This window comes from Streptomyces sp. N50, assembly GCF_033335955.1.
Taxonomy (GTDB): domain Bacteria; phylum Actinomycetota; class Actinomycetes; order Streptomycetales; family Streptomycetaceae; genus Streptomyces.
The window spans coordinates 4,885,040-4,902,938 of the sequence record NZ_CP137549.1 but is presented as its reverse complement, the minus strand read 5'-3'; the positions used below and the strand labels follow the sequence as shown (position 1 = coordinate 4,902,938).

Annotated in this window: 16 protein-coding genes and 1 pseudogene; 7 read left to right on the top strand and 10 right to left on the bottom strand. The window is 69.8% G+C overall.

Translation table 11 applies throughout. The features are described 5' to 3' along the window. Positions 1-82: 82 nt before the first annotated feature. Together R2B38_RS21875 and R2B38_RS21870 are read right to left on the bottom strand one after the other, a co-directional pair. A complete protein-coding gene (locus tag R2B38_RS21875) occupies positions 83-607 on the bottom strand; it encodes a MarR family winged helix-turn-helix transcriptional regulator (RefSeq protein WP_318017750.1) in 525 nt (174 codons plus the stop codon). Next, positions 604-1,226: pseudogene (locus tag R2B38_RS21870) on the bottom strand (type 1 glutamine amidotransferase family protein). The gene R2B38_RS21875 and the pseudogene R2B38_RS21870 overlap by 4 nt, the downstream one beginning before the upstream one ends. Before the next feature lie 186 nt (positions 1,227-1,412). Here R2B38_RS21870 and R2B38_RS21865 point away from each other — a divergent pair. The 4 genes from R2B38_RS21865 (at position 1,413) to R2B38_RS21850 (ending at position 6,892) form a co-directional block, all read left to right on the top strand. Beyond that, complete coding sequence (locus R2B38_RS21865) at positions 1,413-2,768, top strand: aspartate aminotransferase family protein (protein WP_318017749.1); 1,356 nt, start codon at positions 1,413-1,415, stop codon at positions 2,766-2,768. A gap of 189 nt (positions 2,769-2,957) precedes the next feature. Beyond that, a complete protein-coding gene (locus R2B38_RS21860) occupies positions 2,958-3,662 on the top strand; it encodes a GntR family transcriptional regulator (RefSeq protein WP_033284898.1) in 705 nt (234 codons plus the stop codon). A 41-nt stretch (positions 3,663-3,703) separates the two neighbouring features. After that, entirely contained in the window at positions 3,704-6,151 is a 2,448-nt protein-coding gene (locus R2B38_RS21855; RefSeq protein WP_318017748.1) for a glycosyltransferase family 2 protein, read from the top strand. 90 nt (positions 6,152-6,241) lie between these two features. Then, positions 6,242-6,892, top strand: coding sequence for a hypothetical protein (locus tag R2B38_RS21850; RefSeq protein ID WP_033284837.1), 651 nt, complete (start codon positions 6,242-6,244; stop codon positions 6,890-6,892). Here the strand turns inward: R2B38_RS21850 and R2B38_RS21845 are convergent. Then, positions 6,889-7,764, bottom strand: coding sequence for a helix-turn-helix transcriptional regulator (locus tag R2B38_RS21845; RefSeq protein WP_318017747.1), 876 nt, complete (start codon positions 7,762-7,764; stop codon positions 6,889-6,891). The two genes, R2B38_RS21850 and R2B38_RS21845, sit on opposite strands and share 4 nt — an antisense overlap. A gap of 135 nt (positions 7,765-7,899) precedes the next feature. Between R2B38_RS21845 and R2B38_RS21840 the strand changes: the two genes are divergently transcribed. Further along, a complete protein-coding gene (locus R2B38_RS21840) occupies positions 7,900-8,115 on the top strand; it encodes a tautomerase family protein (RefSeq protein ID WP_019070350.1) in 216 nt (71 codons plus the stop codon). Between the two features lie 4 nt (positions 8,116-8,119). Here R2B38_RS21840 and R2B38_RS21835 read toward each other — a convergent pair whose 3' ends face one another. The 4 genes from R2B38_RS21835 to R2B38_RS21820 form a co-directional block, all read right to left on the bottom strand. After that, positions 8,120-8,410 (bottom strand): hypothetical protein, encoded by a 291-nt coding sequence (locus R2B38_RS21835; RefSeq protein ID WP_318017746.1) that lies wholly within the window; start codon positions 8,408-8,410, stop codon positions 8,120-8,122. Positions 8,411-8,506: 96 nt separating this feature from the next. Further along, complete coding sequence (locus tag R2B38_RS21830; RefSeq protein WP_318017745.1) at positions 8,507-8,797, bottom strand: hypothetical protein; 291 nt, start codon at positions 8,795-8,797, stop codon at positions 8,507-8,509. A 53-nt stretch (positions 8,798-8,850) separates the two neighbouring features. Then, positions 8,851-10,668, bottom strand: coding sequence for a bifunctional metallophosphatase/5'-nucleotidase (locus R2B38_RS21825; RefSeq protein WP_318017744.1), 1,818 nt, complete (start codon positions 10,666-10,668; stop codon positions 8,851-8,853). A 175-nt stretch (positions 10,669-10,843) separates the two neighbouring features. After that, the gene (locus R2B38_RS21820; RefSeq protein ID WP_318017743.1) at positions 10,844-12,127 is read right to left on the bottom strand and encodes an adenylosuccinate synthase; all 1,284 of its coding nucleotides are present in this window, start codon (positions 12,125-12,127) and stop codon (positions 10,844-10,846) included. Positions 12,128-12,314: 187 nt separating this feature from the next. Here R2B38_RS21820 and R2B38_RS21815 point away from each other — a divergent pair, with 187 nt between their 5' ends. Next, positions 12,315-13,229, top strand: a complete 915-nt coding sequence (locus R2B38_RS21815) for a diacylglycerol kinase (protein WP_318017742.1) — start codon at positions 12,315-12,317, stop codon at positions 13,227-13,229. 178 nt (positions 13,230-13,407) lie between these two features. On the opposite strand, the gene eutC is transcribed toward R2B38_RS21815, so the two are convergent. Beyond that, positions 13,408-14,175 carry an ethanolamine ammonia-lyase subunit EutC gene (gene eutC / locus R2B38_RS21810; protein WP_318017741.1) on the bottom strand — a complete coding sequence of 256 codons (768 nt, stop codon included), beginning with the start codon at positions 14,173-14,175 and terminating at the stop codon, positions 13,408-13,410. Further along, on the bottom strand, positions 14,172-15,560 hold the full coding sequence (locus R2B38_RS21805; protein ID WP_318017740.1) for an ethanolamine ammonia-lyase subunit EutB: 1,389 nt from the start codon (positions 15,558-15,560) through the stop codon (positions 14,172-14,174). Before R2B38_RS21805 ends, eutC begins: the two co-directional genes overlap by 4 nt. A gap of 183 nt (positions 15,561-15,743) precedes the next feature. Here R2B38_RS21805 and R2B38_RS21800 point away from each other — a divergent pair, with 183 nt between their 5' ends. Next, positions 15,744-17,255, top strand: a complete 1,512-nt coding sequence (locus R2B38_RS21800) for an APC family permease (protein ID WP_318017739.1) — start codon at positions 15,744-15,746, stop codon at positions 17,253-17,255. 107 nt (positions 17,256-17,362) lie between these two features. On the opposite strand, the gene R2B38_RS21795 is transcribed toward R2B38_RS21800, so the two are convergent. After that, entirely contained in the window at positions 17,363-17,857 is a 495-nt protein-coding gene (locus tag R2B38_RS21795) for a GbsR/MarR family transcriptional regulator (RefSeq protein WP_318017738.1), read from the bottom strand. Between the last annotated feature and the right edge of the window lie 42 nt (positions 17,858-17,899).

The following is a 17,899-nucleotide window of genomic DNA, read 5'->3' as shown; positions in this document are numbered from 1 at the left end:
CAGTCACGCGCTGGTGCTCCGCGACAGACCGGGAACAGCCCGAGAATAGTGCGGGGAATCGACGGGACGGATGGTGAGGTGTCTACGGTTCCGTAACGGCCAGGCCGTCCTGGTCACCAACGGCCGAGCCGTCCTGGTCACCGGCCGGACCGAGTTCGTCCGGCACCGCCGACAACCCTTCCAGCACCGCCGACAACCCCTCCAGCACCCCCACCGCCTCCGCGAGCCGTGCCTCACCGAACGCCTCCGCCAGGCGGTCCGCGTACGCCGTATGCCCCGGGCTCACCCGCGCGATCGCCGCCCGCCCCTCCGCCGTGGGTGCCAGCAGCTTGGCGCGTCGGTGGGCGGGGTTGGTCCGGTACTCGGCCAGGCCCCGTTCCACCAGCAGGTCGGCGATGCGCTGGACGCTCTGCCGGGTGATGCCCATCGCGCGGGCGATCCCGGAGACCGGCAGCGGCTCGCCGAGGACCGCGCCGAGCACCTGCCACCAGGCGGCGGTGAGTCCGGCGGGACGCGCCAACTCCTCGGCCACGGCGAGGAATTGACCGTTCAGCCGGAAGACCCCGAGGGCGCTGCGGCTGAGCAGTTCCTGACGCTCACGGCTCACAGCACGCCGGCCTTCTGCAACACCCCGTACGCCTCCGCGTCCGAGTCGTGGAACAGGCGGTACCACGCGTCGAGCACCTCGCCCTCGTACACCCCGAGCAGCCGGAACACCTCCCGCGCGAAGGCCACGGGCTCGGTGGGACCGGCGGTGACCAGGTTGCCGTCGGTCACCGCGTCCGCGTCGACGTACCGCTCGCCGCCGCCGTACCCGGTGGCCGCCAGATAGAAGGAGACCGCGCCGGTGTGGTCCCGGTCCTCCAGCAGCCCCTCGCGCGCGAGCCCGGCGGTCGCCCCGCAGATCGCGGCGACGGGGACCCCGGCGTCGAGGAACTCCCGTGCCGTACGGGCGAAGGGGCGAGGTCGTCCCCCGTGTCCCACAGATCGGCGCCCGGGAGGATCAGCAGCGAACTGTCCTCCGGCCGTACGTCGGCCAGCGCCAGGTCCGGCTCCACGCGCAGACCGCCGATGCTCACCACCGGCCCACGGGTCGGCCCGACCGTCCGGATCCCGTACCCGGCGCGGGCGAGGTGCGCGGTCGTATGACCCGTCTCCCAGTCGGCGAGGGTGTCGTACACGGCGAGATGCACGGGCTTGCGGGTGCCGCTACTGCTGCTGCTCATGACTCCTCCAGCCACCATGACGGAATGACAGGATGCTGCTTTATTGACAGCATACTGTCGTATGACCCACCCCGCAACGCCTCCGGCCCACCCCACAGCCCGCTGGACAACCTGTCGCGGAAACCCCGCGACCACAGACAGGACGCCGATACCGCTTCCGCATCGCGGACATTTACGCTCACCCGCATGACCCCTCAGCCCAACCCCCAGGCCGGCGCCGCCGTGAAGGCCGCGGACCGTGCGCACGTGTTCCACTCCTGGTCCGCGCAGGAGCTCATCGACCCGCTCGCCGTGGCCGGCGCGGAGGGGTCGTACTTCTGGGACTACGACGGCAAGCGCTACCTGGACTTCACCAGCGGGCTCGTCTACACAAACATCGGCTACCAGCACCCGAAGGTCGTCGCCGCGATCCAGGAGCAGGCCGCGACCCTCACCACCTTCGCGCCCGCGTTCGCGATCGAGGCGCGGTCCGAGGCGGCCCGGCTCATCGCCGAGCGGACCCCCGGCGATCTGGACAAGATCTTCTTCACCAACGGTGGCGCCGATGCCGTAGAGCACGCGACCCGTATGGCCCGGCTGCACACCGGGCGGCCGAAGGTGATGTCCGCCTACCGCTCGTACCACGGCGGTACGCAGCAGGCGATCAACCTCACCGGCGATCCCCGCCGTTGGGCCAGCGACAGCGCCGCCGCCGGGGTCGTGCACTTCTGGGCGCCCTTCCTGTACCGGTCCCGTTTCTACGCCGAGACCGAGGCGCAGGAGTGCGAGCGCGCGCTGGAGCACCTGGAGACGACGATCGCCTTCGAGGGTCCCGCGACCATCGCCGCGATCGTCCTGGAGACCGTCCCGGGCACCGCCGGGATCATGGTGCCGCCGCCCGGTTATCTCGCCGGGGTCCGTGAGATCTGCGACAAGTACGGGATCGTCTTCATCCTGGACGAGGTGATGGCCGGGTTCGGGCGGACCGGTGAGTGGTTCGCGGCCGATCTGTTCGACGTCGTACCGGACCTGATGACCTTCGCCAAGGGCGTCAACTCCGGCTATGTGCCGCTCGGCGGGGTCGCCATCTCCGGCGCGATCGCGGACACCTTCGGCAAGCGGGCCTACCCGGGCGGGCTGACGTACTCCGGGCACCCGTTGGCCTGTGCGGCGGCCGTCGCGACGATCAACGTCATGGCCGAGGAGGGGGTCGTAGAGAACGCGAAGTCCCTTGGTACGACGGTCGTCGAGCCCGCTCTCCGCGCGCTGGCCGAGCGGCACCCGAGCGTCGGCGAGGTGCGCGGGGTCGGGATGTTCTGGGCGCTGGAGCTGGTGAAGGACCGGGAGACGCGCGAGCCGCTGGTGCCGTACAACGCGGCCGGTGAGGCGAACGCGGCGATGGCCGCCTTCGGGGGCGCCGCCAAGCAGCAGGGGCTGTGGCCCTTCGTCAACATGAACCGGACGCATGTCGTCCCGCCGCTCAACGTGAGTGAGGCCGAACTGAAGGAGGGGCTCGCGGCTCTCGACACGGCGCTCTCCGTCGCGGACGAGTTCACCGCGTAGAACGGCGTGCGATCGGCGTGAAAACGGCGTGCAATTCGGCGCCGAATACACCTCTTAGCACCCGGAATGGGCGGGTCCGTTCAACTGGTGCCCGCATCCGGGCAGGACGGGAACCCGAACGCGTAAGGTGGCGTGCTCGTAGACATATACGAGTACGCCATCGAACGCGACGAGGGAGACGCCCCGACGATGCCCGGAGGAAGCAGCGGCAGCGGCGCCGTGACCCGCAGCACCCTGCGGCAGCAGATCGCCGACGCGTTGCGCGACGAGGTCCTGGCGGGCCGGCTCCAGCCCGGTCAGGAGTTCACGGTGAAGGAGATCGCCGAGCAGTACGGCGTCTCCGCGACTCCGGTCCGGGAAGCGCTCGTCGACCTCTCCGCGCAGGGACTCCTGGAAGCCGACCAGCACCGCGGCTTCCGCGTCCACGAGTACTCGGTGGCCGACCACCGCGGGATGATCGAGGCCCGCGCCCTGGTCACCGAGGGCATGTTCCTGGCCCTGGCCGGCGGCCACCCCGTCTTCGACCGCACGGAGGACCCCCGTACGGTCGCCGCGCTCGCCGGTGTCCGCCGCCGCGGCGAGGAGGCGCAGCGCGCCGCCGACGCCGGTGACCTCACCGTGCTGATCGGCTACGACCTGCGCTTCTGGCGCGAGTTGAGCGCCATGTTCGGCAACCCCTACCTCGGCGACTTCCTGCACCGGCTGCGCGTCCAGTCCTGGGTGTGCACCGTGCAGCATCTGCGCCGGCTGAGCGATCTGCGCGGCCGCCTGTGGTCCGAGCACACCGAACTGGTCGATGCCCTGGCGCGCCGCGACACCCCGGCCGCGCGCTCGATCGTCCTCGCGTACAACACGCACTCCCTCGACCTCATCGAGCGGCTGGCCGCCCGGTGACCGGACCGGAAAGGGCCGCTCCGGCCGTGGACAGTGCCTCCGTGGACCCCACCAGTTCCTCCGTGGACCCCAGTGTCGGCGTCGTGGACCTCAGTGTCGTCGTGCCCGCCTACAACGAGGAGCAACGGCTCGGGCCGACCCTCGACGCGATCACCACGTACCTCGGCGACAACGAGGGCCGCTTCGGCGACTGGGAGATCATCGTCGCCGACGACGGCTCCGACGACGGGACCCGGGAGGTCGTCACCTCCCGCGCCGATCCTCGCGTGCAGGTGGTCACCAGCCCCCGCAACCGCGGCAAGGGCCACGCCCTGCGCCTCGGGGTCGCCGCCTCGCGCGGGCGCCGGGTGCTGGTCACCGACGCCGATCTGGCCGCGCCCATCGAGGAGTTGGAGAAACTCGACAAGGAGCTGAGCGAGGGCCGCGCGGCCGCGATCGGCTCCCGGGCCGCACCGGGCGCGACGATAGAGAGCCACCAGCATCCTGTCCGCGAACTCCTGGGCCGCGCGGGCAACTTCCTCATACGCCAGGCCGCGGTGCCCGGCATACGCGACACCCAGTGCGGCTTCAAGCTCTTCGAGGGCGACCGCGCCCGCGAGGCCTTCGCCGCCTCCCGGATCAACGGCTGGGGCATCGACGTGGAGGTCCTCCAGCACTTCCGCCGCGCGGACTGGGAGGTCGCCGAGGTCCCGGTGCGCTGGTCCCACCAGTCCGGCTCGAAGGTACGGCCCCTCGACTACGCCAAGGTCCTCACCGAACTCGGCCGCCTCCGCGCCCGCTCCCTGCGCCCGGTCGACATCCTGGTCGTCGTCCTCTTCCTCCTCATGTCGGTCGCCCTCTACTCGGGCCGCCTCTTCGACCCGAACCACCGCTACCTGGAGGACTCCCTCCAGGACCAGAACCAGTGGGAGTGGTTCTTCGCGGTCACGGCCGACAACGTGGCCCACCTCCACAACCCGTTCTTCTCGAACCTCCAGGGCTTCCCCGACGGCGTGAACCTCATGGCCAACACGGTCATGCTGGGCCTGTCGGTGCCCTTCGCGCCCCTCACCCTGCTGGCAGGCCCCGCGGTCTCCCTCAGCGTCTGCATGGCCCTCGGCCTCGCGGCCACGGCCGCCGCCTGGTACTGGCTGATCGTGAAGCGCGTCGTACGGCAACGGGCCGCGGCCTTCGTCGGCGCCTCGCTGGCGGCCTTCGCCCCGCCGATGGTCAGCCACGCCAACGCGCACCCGAACTTCGTCATCCTCTTCATGATCCCGCTGATCATCGACCGCGCCCTGCGCCTGTGCGCGGGCACCCGGGTCGTCCGCGACGGCATCGTGCTCGGCGTGATGGCGGCCTACCAGATCTTCCTCGGCGAGGAACCGCTCCTCCTCGCGTCGATCGGCATGGTCCTGTTCGCCGCGTCGTACGGAGTCCTCAACAGGGATGTCGTCCAGGCGTCCTGGCGCCCCCTGCTGAAGGGCCTGGGCATCGCGGCCGGGGTCTGCGCGCCGATCATCCTGATCCCGCTCTACTACCAGTTCATGGGCCCGCAGAGCTACAAGAGCGTCCTGCACGGCGACAACGCCGGCAACAGCCCCCTCGCCCTGCTCTCCTTCGCCGAACGCTCCCTGATCGCGGGCAACGAGGTCCGCGCGAACTCCCTCTCCCTCAACCCCACCGAGCAGAACGCCTTCTACGGCTGGCCGCTCGTCCTCCTCGCCTTCGCGATCGTCGTACGCCTGTGGGAGCACGCCCTCGTCAAGGCCCTCGCGTTCACGGCGGTCGCGGCCGCGATCCTCTCCATGGGCCCCAAGATCCGCGTCCCGCTCACGGACACGATCTACCCGGGCCCCTGGGCCCTGCTCGCCCACAAGCCGCTCTTCGAGTCGGTGATCGAGGGCCGGGTGGCGATGATCTGCGCACCGGCGCTGGGCATGCTGCTGGCGATCGCGGTGGAGAAGCTGGCGGCGACGCGCCAGATCGGCACGCAGTACGTGGGCCTGCTCGCCGTGTGCATGGCCCTGATCCCGATCATCCCCGCGCCCCTCAAGGCAGTTGACCGAGCCGCCGTACCGGCCTTCTTCACGGACGGCACCTACAAGTCGTACGTCCGCGCCGGCGAATCCATCGTCCCGGTCCCGCTCGCGGACCCCGGCTCGGCGGAACCCCTGCACTGGCAGACGGCGTCCGGCCTCGGCTTCAAGATGCCGGGCGGCTACTTCAACGGTCCCTACGGCGACGACCGCATCGGCATCTACGGCGCCTCGCCCCGCTACACCTCCAACATGCTGCGTGACGTCCGCTACACCGGGATCATCCCGACCATCGGCAAGAACTGGCAGGCGCAGGCCAAGCTCGACTTCGCGTACTGGCACGCGGGCGCGCTGGTCGTGGCCCCACAGCCCAACGACGACAAGCTCCGCACAGCTGTGGAAAAGCTGGTCGGCAAACCCGGTAAGTGGGTGGACGGCGTGTGGGTATGGGACCTGCACGAGGGGAGCTGACCCGGGCCGCACCGACTACTCTTCCCCCTACTCTTGCCTGACCACCATGCGAGATCCACGATGCGCAGCGAGTAACCGAGGAGCCCCCTTTTGGCCTGTGACCTGTGGCTGGTCCCGCTCGTCGACGTGTTGTGCCACACCCCCGACAATCCGTTCGCCGAGGAACTCGCGCTCTACAACTCCCTGTTGGCCGAGGCCGGGCTCCCCCCGGTGCCGGTGTACCAGTACATGCCGGGCCTGTCCGGCGAGGTCGCCCCGGTCGCGGGCTTCGACTACGACGCGCTGCACTTCCTGCGCCGGGCCTATCTCCTCCAGGTCTGCGGTCTCCCGGTGACGCCGGTCGACGACTTGGGCGGCGACTACGAACAGCTCCTGGAGATGTTCGAGACCACGGCCCAGCAGTCCCACCTGGTCTGGCACTACGACCACGCGGGCGCCTACGTCCCGGTCGACTTCCCGCACCCGCTCTCGAACGACGAACTCCTCGCCGGCGGCGGCCCGTTGGGCTCGTCCCAAACGCTGCTGCGCGAGCTGGAGTTCGTGGCCCCGACGATCGGCATCGACCCGGCGAACCCGCCCGCGACGCCCGAACCCCCCGCCGCGCCCACGGAGTTGGAGGAACCGGCCGTGGCCGCACCGTACGACCCCAGCCCGTTCGCCCGCGAGCGGCACGTCTGGCTGGGCCTGCACGCGGCGGCGACGCGGAGCCTGGCCCAGGGCTCGATGATCGTGTTCAGCTAACGCCGCGTGCGGGACGACGTGTTCTCGTCCGCCGCCATGTCCTGCGTACCGATGACGCCGAGCAGTTCGAGCTGCGCGGCGCCCTCGGTGCCGGGCGGGGCGGTGAACCACAGGAGGCGCTGGCGGCCGTCCTCGCTGAACAGGCTGTGGCAGTCCAGCTCGATGACGCCCAGCGTGGGGTGCACGATCCGCTTGTGATCGGTACGGCGCAGCCCCACGTCATGGGTGTCCCACAGCGCGGCGAACTCCTCACTGCGCCGCCGCAGCGCGGCCGTCATCCCGGCGACCTCGCTGTCGCGGCTCCGCCGGGCGGCGACGGCCTGGAGGTCGGCGACGAAGACCCGTGAGTGGTGCGGGTGGTCCTCGGCCGGGTAGACCGCGCGGGACGCCGGATCGGTGAACCAGCGGTACGCGAACCCGGTCGCCGGGCCACGCGGCTCCGGCGCCCGCCCGAGCAGCGCGGCGGCCAGTTCGTTCTGTACGAGGGTCTCGTGCAGGTCGGTGATGACCTGGGCCGGGGTGGTGGCCAGCCGGTCCAGCAGCCCGAGCAGGGCGGGCTGGACGTGCCGCGCGCCCACGCCGTGCGCCGACTCGGGCAGCGGCCGGTCGGCGAGGTGGAACAGGTGGTCGCGCTGGTCACCGCCGAGGCGCAGCGCGCGGGCGAGCGCGGACAGGGTCTGGGCCGAGGGCTGGGCGCCGCGCCCCCGCTCCAGCTCGGTGTAGTAGTCGGCGGACAGCCCCGCCAGCTGCGCGACCTCCTCGCGCCGCAGCCCGGGCACCCGGCGCCGGGGCCCGACGGGCAGCCCGACATCGGCCGGCCGGACCCGGTCACGCCGGGACTTCAGGAACGCCGCGAGCTCGGGAAGGTTCACCGTCTCATCGTCGCCTCTCTCAGGCGTCCGAGCCAGGGGCTGCCAACCCCTGGGTGGGCTCAGCCCTGGCCGGGGGGCCGACGGGGACGGAGGGTTGCCCCATACCCACCCAGCACCACGAGGAATGAGAACACCATGCCTTTCGCGAACTTCAAGGTCCCCGCCGGCGCCCTCACCGCCGAGCAGAAGGAGCAGATCATCACGCGCACCACGGACCTGTACGCCGAGATCTTCGGCGACGGCGCCCGCGCCACCACCCTCGTCCTGGTGGAGGAGGTCGCCGACGCGGGTTGGGGCATCGGTGGCGGCGTCCTGACCCTCGCCAAGATCCAGGGGACACCGCAGGAATGAGCGCCTAGCGAATCTTGGCGAGGCCGCTCGCGACGTCCTCCGCGTTCATCACCGGGGTGTAGGTCAGCTCGGCACCCAGATTGAGGAAGAACGGCTCACTGATCGACGGAATGTCGGAGGGGTCCCGCAGATCGAAGAACAGGTAGGCGGTCCGCTTCCCGCCGTCCGCGGTGAAGTAGGCCGCCTCCGGCTTGATCTGCTCCAGGGACTCCTCCATGAGCTTCCCGAGAGTCCCGTTACGGATGGCCTCGTTCCCCTTTTCGGTGTCCATGGACGCCTTCAGCATCATGCGCATCGCAGTCACCTTCTCCTGGTCGGCGTGCGCGGGTGGACAACGTCAGGATATGCCTGATATGCGGGTGATGTTCAGTACGTACCAATACGGCCTGGGCTAACGCTCCTGAAAGAACCACAGGGACAGCGTCAGCACGACGACCCCGCGCACCGCGACCGACGTCAGGATCACGCCCCGAAGCCTTTCGGCCCGCAGCCACAGGGTCCAGGTCAGCAGCAGCGACAGCGTGACGACGAGGATCAGCGTCACGGCGGCGGGGTCGGCGTACCGGACGTCGCGGTGCGCCCACAGCAGGGACGACCACCACACCACTGCCGCCGTGCTGAGCACGGACTCCAGGACCAGGGCGGTGCGGGCCTCACCCCGCCCCAGGACGTCCATGGCCATCCGTGCTCCTCACGCTCGGTGCGGAAGACAGGTCCGGTGTCTGGAAGACGAGCCTAGAAGACCGCCGTCCCCGCCTGCGTCAGCTTCCAGTTGACCGAGGCGAAGTCCGCCGGGTCCAGGCTGCCCTTGGCCGTGACGTAGGCGATCATCAGGTCGCGGACCTGGTCGGGGGCACTGTAGACGGTCTCCGCCGAGGCGATGTGCGGGTAACCGGAGCCGCCGTTCGCGCGGTAGTTGTTGACCGCGACGACGAAGACCTGGTCGTCGGTGACCGAAGTGCCGTTGTACGTGAGGTTCTTGACGCGCGAACCCTCGGCCTGGGCGATGTCGATGTCGTAGGAGACCCCCGCGGCCACGTCGTACATGTAGTCCCAGAAGCTGTTGGCGTTGGTGAGGGTCGCGGTGTCGACCTTCGTGCCCGCCGGGACCTGGTGGTAGTACTTCGCCGCGTACTCCAGGTAGTCCTTGAGCTGGGCGCCCGTGAGCTTCTTGCCGTAGAGGGTGTTGTCGTAGATGTAGAGGCCGGCGATGTCCTTGATGGTGACGGAGCCCTTGGGGATGTCGGCCGTGCGGCTGAAGGGGGCCGCGACCGAGATCAGCGGGAGGGCCGCGTCGGCCGTCGACAGGCCCGCCTTCACCGAGTCCATCTGCACCTGCTGGATGAAGTCCATGATCGGGACGTCCTTCCAGCAGGACTCCGCCGCCGAGAGGTCCTCGGTGCAGGTGCCGACCGCCGTGTTGACGTACTTCACGACCAACTCGTGGTCGGCTTCGAGGAGTTTCTTGATCTCCGGGTCCTCGTCCACCGTGTTGGGGTTGAGGGTCTGCGCCGTCTTGCTGGTGATCTTCCACTGGCCGCGGACGAGTTCGAGCTCGAAGTCGAAGACGCTCAGGCGGTAGCCCCAGCAGTACGGCTCGGAGAGGAGGACGTCGTCGCCGGTCTCCTCATTCTTCACCGTGTAGGAGGAGACCTCCACGTGGGTGTGGCCGACGAGGATCGCGTCGATGCCGGGGACCTGCTCGGCGACGAGGTTGGAGGCGTTCTCGACGTACGGGAGCTCGTCGCCGTAGGACGAACTGCCGTCCAGGCCCGAGTGGTCGGTGAGGAAGACGACGTCGCAGCCGAGCGCGCGCAGGCGCGGGACGTACTTCTTGGCCTGCTCGACGAGGCCCGGGAAGACCATCTTGCCGCTGACGTTGTCCTTGTCCCACAGCGCGATGCCCGGGTTGGTGAGGCCGAGGATGCCGACCTTGATGTCGGGGGCGCCGGGGACGCGGATCTTCTTCACCGTGTACGGGGCGAACGCGGGGCGCAGGGTCTTCGCGTCCAGCGCGTTGGCGCCGAGCAGCGGGAAGTGGCACTGCTGCTCGAACTTGCGCAGGGTGTCGATGCCGTAGTTGAACTCGTGGTTGCCGAGGGCGGCGGCGTCGTAGCGCATGTGGTTCATGGCGGTGGCCATCGGGTGCTTGGAGCCGCTGGTGATGGGGTCCACGCGCGCGAAGTAGTAGCCCAGCGAGGTGCCCTGGATGATGTCACCGGCGTCGACGAGGAGGACGTGCCCCTCGCCCTTCGCCTTGCGCTGCTGCTTGATGAGGGTGGCGACGCGGGCGACGCCGACGGAGTTGCCCTTGGCGTCCGAGTACGCCTTGTCCGAGTAGTAGTCCCAGTCGAAGACGTGGCTGTGCAGGTCGGTCGTGCCCAGGATGGAGAACGACCAGGTCTTGTTCGGCTTCGGGTGCGGGTGCGGCTCGGGGTGCCGGTCGGCGGCCTCGGCCGGGGTCACCGCCGCCGTTCCCGCGACGGCCGCGACAGCGCCGGTGACGGCGGACTTCTGCACGAACTCACGGCGATTCATGGGATTGACGGGCATTCAGGACTCCTGGGAGGGCGCGGAAGGCGGGTGTGGCTTGCGGGGCGCGGCGGGCTACCCGCGTAGATGTTGGCCTCCGCCTGTTACCGGCGTAACCACGGACAGCCCAAGGGCCGGTCAAGGATTCCCAAGACCGGCCCAAGGACCTCAGTCGGCTGCTGTGCCAACCGCCGCTCTAGATGAACGAGTTGATCTCGATCGTCTCCGTACGGCCGGGGCCGACGCCGATCGCGGAGATCGGGGCGCCGGACATCTCCTCCAGTGCCTTCACGTACGCCTGCGCGTTCTTGGGGAGGTCCGCGAAGGTCTTCGCCTTCGTGATGTCCTCGCTCCAGCCGGGCAGGGTCTCGTAGATGGGCTTCGCGTGGTGGAAGTCGCTCTGCGAGTACGGGAGTTCCTCGACGCGCTTGCCGTCGATCTCGTACGCCACGCAGACCGGGATCTCCTCCCAGCCGGTCAGGACGTCCAGCTTGGTGAGGAAGAAGTCGGTCAGGCCGTTCACGCGGGTCGCGTAGCGGGCGATGACCGCGTCGAACCAGCCGCAGCGCCGGTCGCGGCCGGTGGTGACGCCCCGCTCGCCGCCGATACGGCGCAGCGCCTCGCCGTCCGCGTCGAACAGCTCGGTCGGGAACGGGCCCGAACCGACGCGGGTCGTGTACGCCTTCAGGATGCCGATGACCCGGCTGATCTTCGTCGGGCCGACACCCGCGCCCGTGCACGCACCACCGGCAGTGGGGTTGGAGGACGTGACGAAGGGATACGTGCCGTGGTCGATGTCGAGGAGGGTGCCCTGGCCGCCCTCGAAGAGGACCACCTTGTCGTCCTCCAGCGCCTTGTTGAGGATCAGCACCGTGTCGGCGACGTAGGGCTTGAGGCGGTCCGCGTAGGACAGCAGCTCCTCGACGACCTGCTCGATGGCGATCGCGCGCCGGTTGTAGAGCTTGGTGAGCATCTGGTTCTTGATGTCGAGGGACGCCTCGACCTTCTGCGTCAGGATCGACTCGTCGTAGAGGTCCTGGACCCGGATGCCGACGCGGTTGATCTTGTCCGCGTAGGTGGGCCCGATACCGCGGCCCGTCGTCCCGATCTTCCGCTTCCCGAGGAAGCGCTCGGTCACCTTGTCCACCGTCACGTTGTAGGGCGTGATGATGTGGGCGTTGCCGCTGAGCAGGAGCTTGGACGTGTCGACGCCGCGCTCGTTCAGCCCGTCCAGCTCGGAGAACAGGACCGACGGGTCGACGACGACACCGTTGCCGATGACCGGAGTGCACTCCGGTGTGAGGATCCCGGAAGGGAGCAGGTGAAGGGCGTACTTCTGATCGCCCACGACTACCGTGTGGCCGGCGTTGTTGCCGCCCTGGTAGCGCACCACATAGTCGACGGACCCACCCAGCAGGTCGGTCGCCTTTCCCTTGCCTTCGTCACCCCACTGAGCACCGAGCAGCACAAGTGCGGGCACGCGCGTACACCCCTTCCGGGCGGGGCATGTCCAAGGTCAGAGGCGTACGCGGCACAGCGTGTGCCTCGTACGCCGGCGACCCTCGTCGGCCGCGACCCGTCGGACCGGATGCCCCGGAATAGACGAAGCCCCTGGCGCAATAGCGCAAGGGGCTCTTGCACAAAGATGCTACCCGAGGAAGCGAGGCATGGCCGAGGTGGCGACTTTCGCGACTTCCGATCAGCTGCTGATCGTGATCGATCCGGCCGCCCGGCGCACCGACGCGGAGTCCGTCCGTATCGCGAAAGACGTGCTCAGCGCGGGTGCGGCGACGAAGGTGTGCCTTCCGGAGGGGCCCGAGGAATTCGCCCGGGTCCTGGCCCGGCGGGGTTCGCGCCGGCCGGTGCTGGTGGGCGACGACCGGGCGCTGATGCGGGCGGTGTCCCTGTTGCACCGGCAGCGGGAGCTGGCCGGATGCGCGCTGTCGATGGTGCCGGTGGGGGGTGGGCTGTCCCTGGCGGGGGCGCTGGGCGTCCCCACGGGGGCGGTGGCGGCGGCGCGCGCGGTGCTCGACGGGGTCGTGCGGCGGATGGATCTGCTGGTGGACGACAGTGACGGGGTGGTGCTCGGCGCGCTGCGGATCCCGTCGCTTCCGCCGATGCGGGAGGCTCCGCCGGTGGAGGCGACGCCGGTGCCGTCCGGTTCTCGTTCCGACTCCGGCTCCGGCTCCGGCTCCGCGCATGCGTCGTGGTTGCGGACGTGCCAGTCGCTGGTACGGACACTGGTACCGGTACGCCCGTCCCGCGAGCCGCTTGCCCGTGTGACCCGGCTCGGGCCCGCGCGGCTTCGGGTCGAGGTGGACGGGGTGACGCTGGTGGATCTGGACCAGCCGGTGGAGGGGGTGTCCGTGACGCCGGGGGCGTCGGGGCTGGCCGAGGTGGTCGTACGGCCGGTGTCGGTGGGGGCGGAGGCGTCTCCGCTGTGCGCGCGGGGGCGGTCGGTCACCGTGTCCGGGGCGGATTTCCGGTACCGGGCGGACGCGGTGGTGGCGGGGCCGGTGCGGACGCGGACGTGGGTGGTACGGGAGGGGGCTTGGGGGCTTACGTTGCCGGTGGTGGGGTGAGGTCGGGTTTTTTCGCCCCCGCCGCCCCTACCCGTCCCATCCTCCAGGGGCTCCGCCCCTTCGCCCCCGACACGGGGGCCAGCCCCCGGACCCCCGCTCCTCAAACGCCGGAGGGGCTGGATCTACCGGACCCTGCCGGCCAAGGCAGGGGGCTGGATCTGCCGGAGGGATTGGAATGTCAGGCCGGGTCTGATGCCAGCATCTGCGCGTCCGAGTCGTCCTTCAGCGCCACTCCCGTCGCCCCCAACTCCCGCGCCCTGCCCATCAACCCCGCCAACTTCCCCGCCGCCGTCTCATAAGCCATCCCCAACGGCGGCCGGATGTTGCTGAGGCAGTTCCGGTCCGCGTCCGTCGTCACGCCCGGCTTCGGGCGGTACGTCAGATACGCGCCCAGCGAGTCCGCCGCCGACATCCCGGGCCGCTCCCCGACGAAGACGACGACCATCGCGGCACCCATCGCCGAGGCCACGTCGTCGCCGAGGGCGACCCGCGCCTGCTCGGCCAGCACCACCGGAGCCACCTGCCAGGCCGTGGGCAGGAGCGCCGTCGTCGCTCGGACCATCGCCGCGCCGTGCTCGTGCACCGCCCGGCTGGACAGGCCGTCCGCCACGACGAACACCACGTCCCACTCCCCCACCGGGAGGTGTGCGCGGTCGGCCGGGTCCAACCGGCGGCCCAGATCGGGGCGTTGGAGGTAGGTGAGGCGGTCGGGGGCCGCGCTGCGGACACGTACCGTCGGCTCACCTCGCAGCGCCGCCGCCACCACGTCCGGCTCGAACGGGGAGTGGACCGCGTCCCGTGCCGCCGCGTGCGCCGCCTGCAACTCCAGCCGGTGGTGGGTCGGCAGACCCGAGCCCGCCCGGCCCAGGCCGATCCGGGCCTGCGTGTGCCGGCGCAGCGGCAACCACAACTCTCGCTCCACCGAAGCAACGTGACTGAGCGTCATGCCACCAGTTCCCTTCCGATAGCCGTCAACGGGTGGGCCGTACCGGACACGTCCCTGATCTCGCCGCCCTCGCCCAGCAGGCCGATCGAGGCGAGCCAGGTCTCAAACTCCGGTGCCGGGCGCAGCCCGAGGACCTCGCGGAGGTACAACGCGTCGTGGTACGAGGCGGATTGGTAGTTGAGCATGATGTCGTCGCCGCCCGGGGTGCAGATCACGAAGGACGCGCCGGCCACGCCGAGCATGGTGAGCATCGTGGCGATGTCGTCGTCGTCCGCGTCGGCGTGGTTGGTGTAGCAGATGTCCAGGCCCATCGGGAGGCCCAACACCTTGCCGCAGAAGTGGTCCTCCAGGGCCGCACGGAGGATCTGGCGGCCGTCGTACAGGTACTCCGGGCCTATGAAGCCCACCACCGTGTTCACGAGGAGCGGGTCGTAGCGCCGGGCCACCGCGTACGCCCGTGCCTCCACCGTCTGCTGGTCGACGCCGTGGTGCGCGTCCGCCGACAGCGCGCTGCCCTGGCCCGTCTCGAAGTACATGACGTTCGAACCGACCGTGCCCCGGCCCAGCCCCTTCGCCGCCTCGTACGCCTCGTCCAGCAGGCCCAGCGTCACGCCGAAGGACGCGTTCGCCGCCTGGGTGCCCGCGATGGACTGGAAGACCAGGTCCACGGGAGCGCCGGCCGCCATCAGGTCCATGCTCGTCGTGACGTGGGACAGGACGCAGGACTGGGTGGGGATCGCGTACCGCTGGATCACGCCGTCGAGCAGTTCCAGCAGGTCCCGTACCGCCTTCGGGCTGTCCGTCGCCGGGTTGATGCCGATCACCGCGTCGCCCGAGCCGAGGAGCAGGCCGTCCAGGAGGGCCGCGGCCACACCCGCCGGATCGTCGGTGGGGTGGTTCGGCTGGAGGCGGGTCGCCAGGCGCCCCGGCAGACCGATCGTCGACCGGAACGCGGTCACGACCCGCACCTTCCGCGCGACCGCGACGAGGTCCGCGTTGCCCATGAGCTTCGAGACGGCCGCGACCATCTCCGGCGTCAACCCCGGCGCCACGGCGGCCAGTTCACCACTGTCCGCCGCCAGCAGCCACTCCCGGAACCCGCCCACCGACAGCCCGGCCACCGCCGCGAACGCCCCCGTGTCGTGCGTGTCGAGGATCAGCCGGGTCACGTCGTCGGTGTCGTACGGGATCACCGGTTCGGCGAGGAACGCGGTCAGCGGTACGTCCGCCAGCGCCCAGCGCGCCGCGACCCGCTCCTGCGCGGACGCCGCGGCCAGCCCCGCCAGCCGGTCGCCGGAACGCTCCGGGCTCGCGGCGGCGAGCAGACGCGCGAGGGAGCCGAAGCGGTAGCTGTGGCCGCCGAGCGTGGAGGTGTACGTACTCATGTCGGCGACCGTACGAGGCGCGTGTTGCCCCCAGATTTCCTCAGATTTCTAAAGGTCTGGTTGACAAACATTTAACGCGCCGCAACCCTTGCCGGACTCATTCGGCCTACAGAGTTCCGGTTCGACACACCAGCCGGGACACCGGTCGAGCGGCAGCGAGAGCAGCAGGAGAGGGGCCATCCGATGGCAGTGGACGAAGGAGTCGCCCCCGCGGCGAACACAAGCGAGGACGGCGCCGTTCACCGGCTCAAGCCCAACGCCATCGGCCTCCTGGGCGTGGTCTTCATGGCCGTCGCGACGGCCGCCCCGATCACCGCGATGACCGGCAACGTGCCCTTCATGGTCTCGTCCGGCAACGGCATCGGCGCCCCGGCGAGCTACCTCGTCGCAATGGTCGTCCTGGCAATCTTTTCCGTCGGCTTCACCTCGATGGCGAAGCACATCACCTCCACGGGCGCCTTCTACGGCTTCATCTCCTACGGCCTCGGCCGCACCGCGGGCCTGGCGTCGGGCCTGCTCGCCACCTTCGCCTACGCGGTGTTCGAGCCGGCCCTCATCGGCATCTTCTCGACCTTCGCCACCGGAACCTTCAAGGACCAGACGGGACTTGACATCCCGTGGTGGGCCTTCGCGCTGGTGATGCTCGCCGTCAACGCGACGGGAACGTGGTTCGGCGTCTCGGTCGCCGAGAAGCTCCTGGTCGTCCTGCTCGGCACGGAGGTGACCGTCCTCGCGGCGATGGCGATCTCGGTCGCCCTGCACGGCGGCGGCCCGCACGGCTTCACCTTCGGCCCGGTCAACCCGGTCAACGCGTTCAAGGGGACGTCCGCCGGTCTCGGTCTCTTCTTCGCCTTCTGGTCGTGGGTCGGCTTCGAGTCGACGGCGATGTACGGCGAGGAGTCCCGCGACCCGAAGAAGATCATCCCCAAGGCGACGATGATCTCCGTCCTCGGCGTCGGCGTCTTCTACGTCTTCGTCTCCTGGATGGCCATCATCGGCAACGGCGAGACGGAGGCCGTGAAGGCCGCGTCCTCCGCGAACCCGCTCGCCCTCTTCTTCAACCCCACCGAGCACTACGTCGGCCACTGGGCGGTCGACCTCATGCAGTGGCTGATGATCACCGGCTCGCTCGCCTGCGGCATGGCCTTCCACAACTGCGCCAGCCGCTACATGTACGCACTGGGCCGCGAGGGCGTCCTCCCCTCCCTCAAGAACACGATCGGCCGCACCCACGCCAAGCACGGTTCCCCGCACATCGCGGGCCTCGTCCAGACGGTCGTGAGCGCGGTGCTGATCCTCGGCTTCTGGGCCACGAGCAAGGACCCGGCCAACGCGCTGTACGTCCTGCTGGCCATCCTCGGCACGATGGCGATCCTCGTCGTGCAGGCGGTCTGTTCCTTCGCGGTGCTGGCGTACTTCCGGAAGAACCACCCCGAGAGCCGGCACTGGTTCAAGACGTTCACCGCTCCGCTGGTCGGGGGGATCGCGATGCTGGCGGTGGTACTGCTCCTGGTCTCCAACATGAGCGTCGCGGCGGGCTCGGAGTCCAACTCCCCGGTGCTGAAGGCAACCCCGTGGCTGGTCCTCCTGGTCGCGGCGACGGGCGTGGGCTACGCCCAGTATCTGAAGCGCCGGGCCCCTGAGCGTTATGCGTTGCTCGGGCGCACGGTCCTCGAAGAAACCAAGGAGCGCTGAGGATCTTTTCAGGGGCGCGGGGAACTGCGCGACCAGCCCACCACGGCCTGCAGACGAGAACGAATCTGCGGGAGCGTCGTGGCTGGTCGCGCAGTTCCCCGCGCCCCTTAGGGGGTTTCGCCGAAGCGGGTTTCACGGTAGGCCCGCCACCGCTCCATCATCGCCGCGATCTCCCCATCGACGAACTCGAAGAACGCCAGGGTCTCAGCCAGCCGCAACCCCGCCGGCGTCTCCGCGCCAAGACTCGCAACCCCCTCACGCAGAGCGACCTCCCACCGCTTGAGGACAGCCTCGCGATTGGTGAGCGCCTCGTACCACTGATTGCCCTGCACCCGATACCGCTCGCGCCGCGAACCGGGCTCACGCTCACGCGAAACCATGTGCGTCTGTGCCAGATACCGCACCGCCCCGGAAACCCCCGCCGGACTGACCCGCAGCTGCTCCCCCAGCTCACCGGAGGTCATCGCCCCGGCGTCAGAAGACAGCAGCGCGGCGAAGACCCGGGCCGGCATCCGCTGCATCCCGGCCTCGACGAGCTGCGCCGCGAAACTCTCCACGAACATCGAGACCGCCTCTTGGTCCCGCTCCACCTCATCCGTCATACCCTCACCCTAACCCGGGCTTCACACACTTCCTTAACTTCA

Bases quoted from the DNA above. Each gene is read 5' to 3' on its own strand.
- R2B38_RS21805 (WP_318017740.1), bottom strand. From the start codon at position 15,560: ATGAGTACGTACACCTCCACGCTCGGCGGCCACAGCTACCGCTTCGGC.
- R2B38_RS21865 (WP_318017749.1), top strand. From the start codon at position 1,413: ATGACCCCTCAGCCCAACCCCCAGGCCGGCGCCGCCGTGAAGGCCGCG.
- R2B38_RS21835 (WP_318017746.1), bottom strand. From the start codon at position 8,410: ATGCGCATGATGCTGAAGGCGTCCATGGACACCGAAAAGGGGAACGAG.
- R2B38_RS21825 (WP_318017744.1), bottom strand. From the start codon at position 10,668: ATGCCCGTCAATCCCATGAATCGCCGTGAGTTCGTGCAGAAGTCCGCC.
- R2B38_RS21795 (WP_318017738.1), bottom strand. From the start codon at position 17,857: ATGACGGATGAGGTGGAGCGGGACCAAGAGGCGGTCTCGATGTTCGTG.
- R2B38_RS21860 (WP_033284898.1), top strand. From the start codon at position 2,958: ATGCCCGGAGGAAGCAGCGGCAGCGGCGCCGTGACCCGCAGCACCCTG.
- R2B38_RS21800 (WP_318017739.1), top strand. From the start codon at position 15,744: ATGGCAGTGGACGAAGGAGTCGCCCCCGCGGCGAACACAAGCGAGGAC.
- R2B38_RS21815 (WP_318017742.1), top strand. From the start codon at position 12,315: ATGGCCGAGGTGGCGACTTTCGCGACTTCCGATCAGCTGCTGATCGTG.
- R2B38_RS21830 (WP_318017745.1), bottom strand. From the start codon at position 8,797: ATGGCCATGGACGTCCTGGGGCGGGGTGAGGCCCGCACCGCCCTGGTC.
- eutC (WP_318017741.1), bottom strand. From the start codon at position 14,175: ATGACGCTCAGTCACGTTGCTTCGGTGGAGCGAGAGTTGTGGTTGCCG.
- R2B38_RS21840 (WP_019070350.1), top strand. From the start codon at position 7,900: ATGCCTTTCGCGAACTTCAAGGTCCCCGCCGGCGCCCTCACCGCCGAG.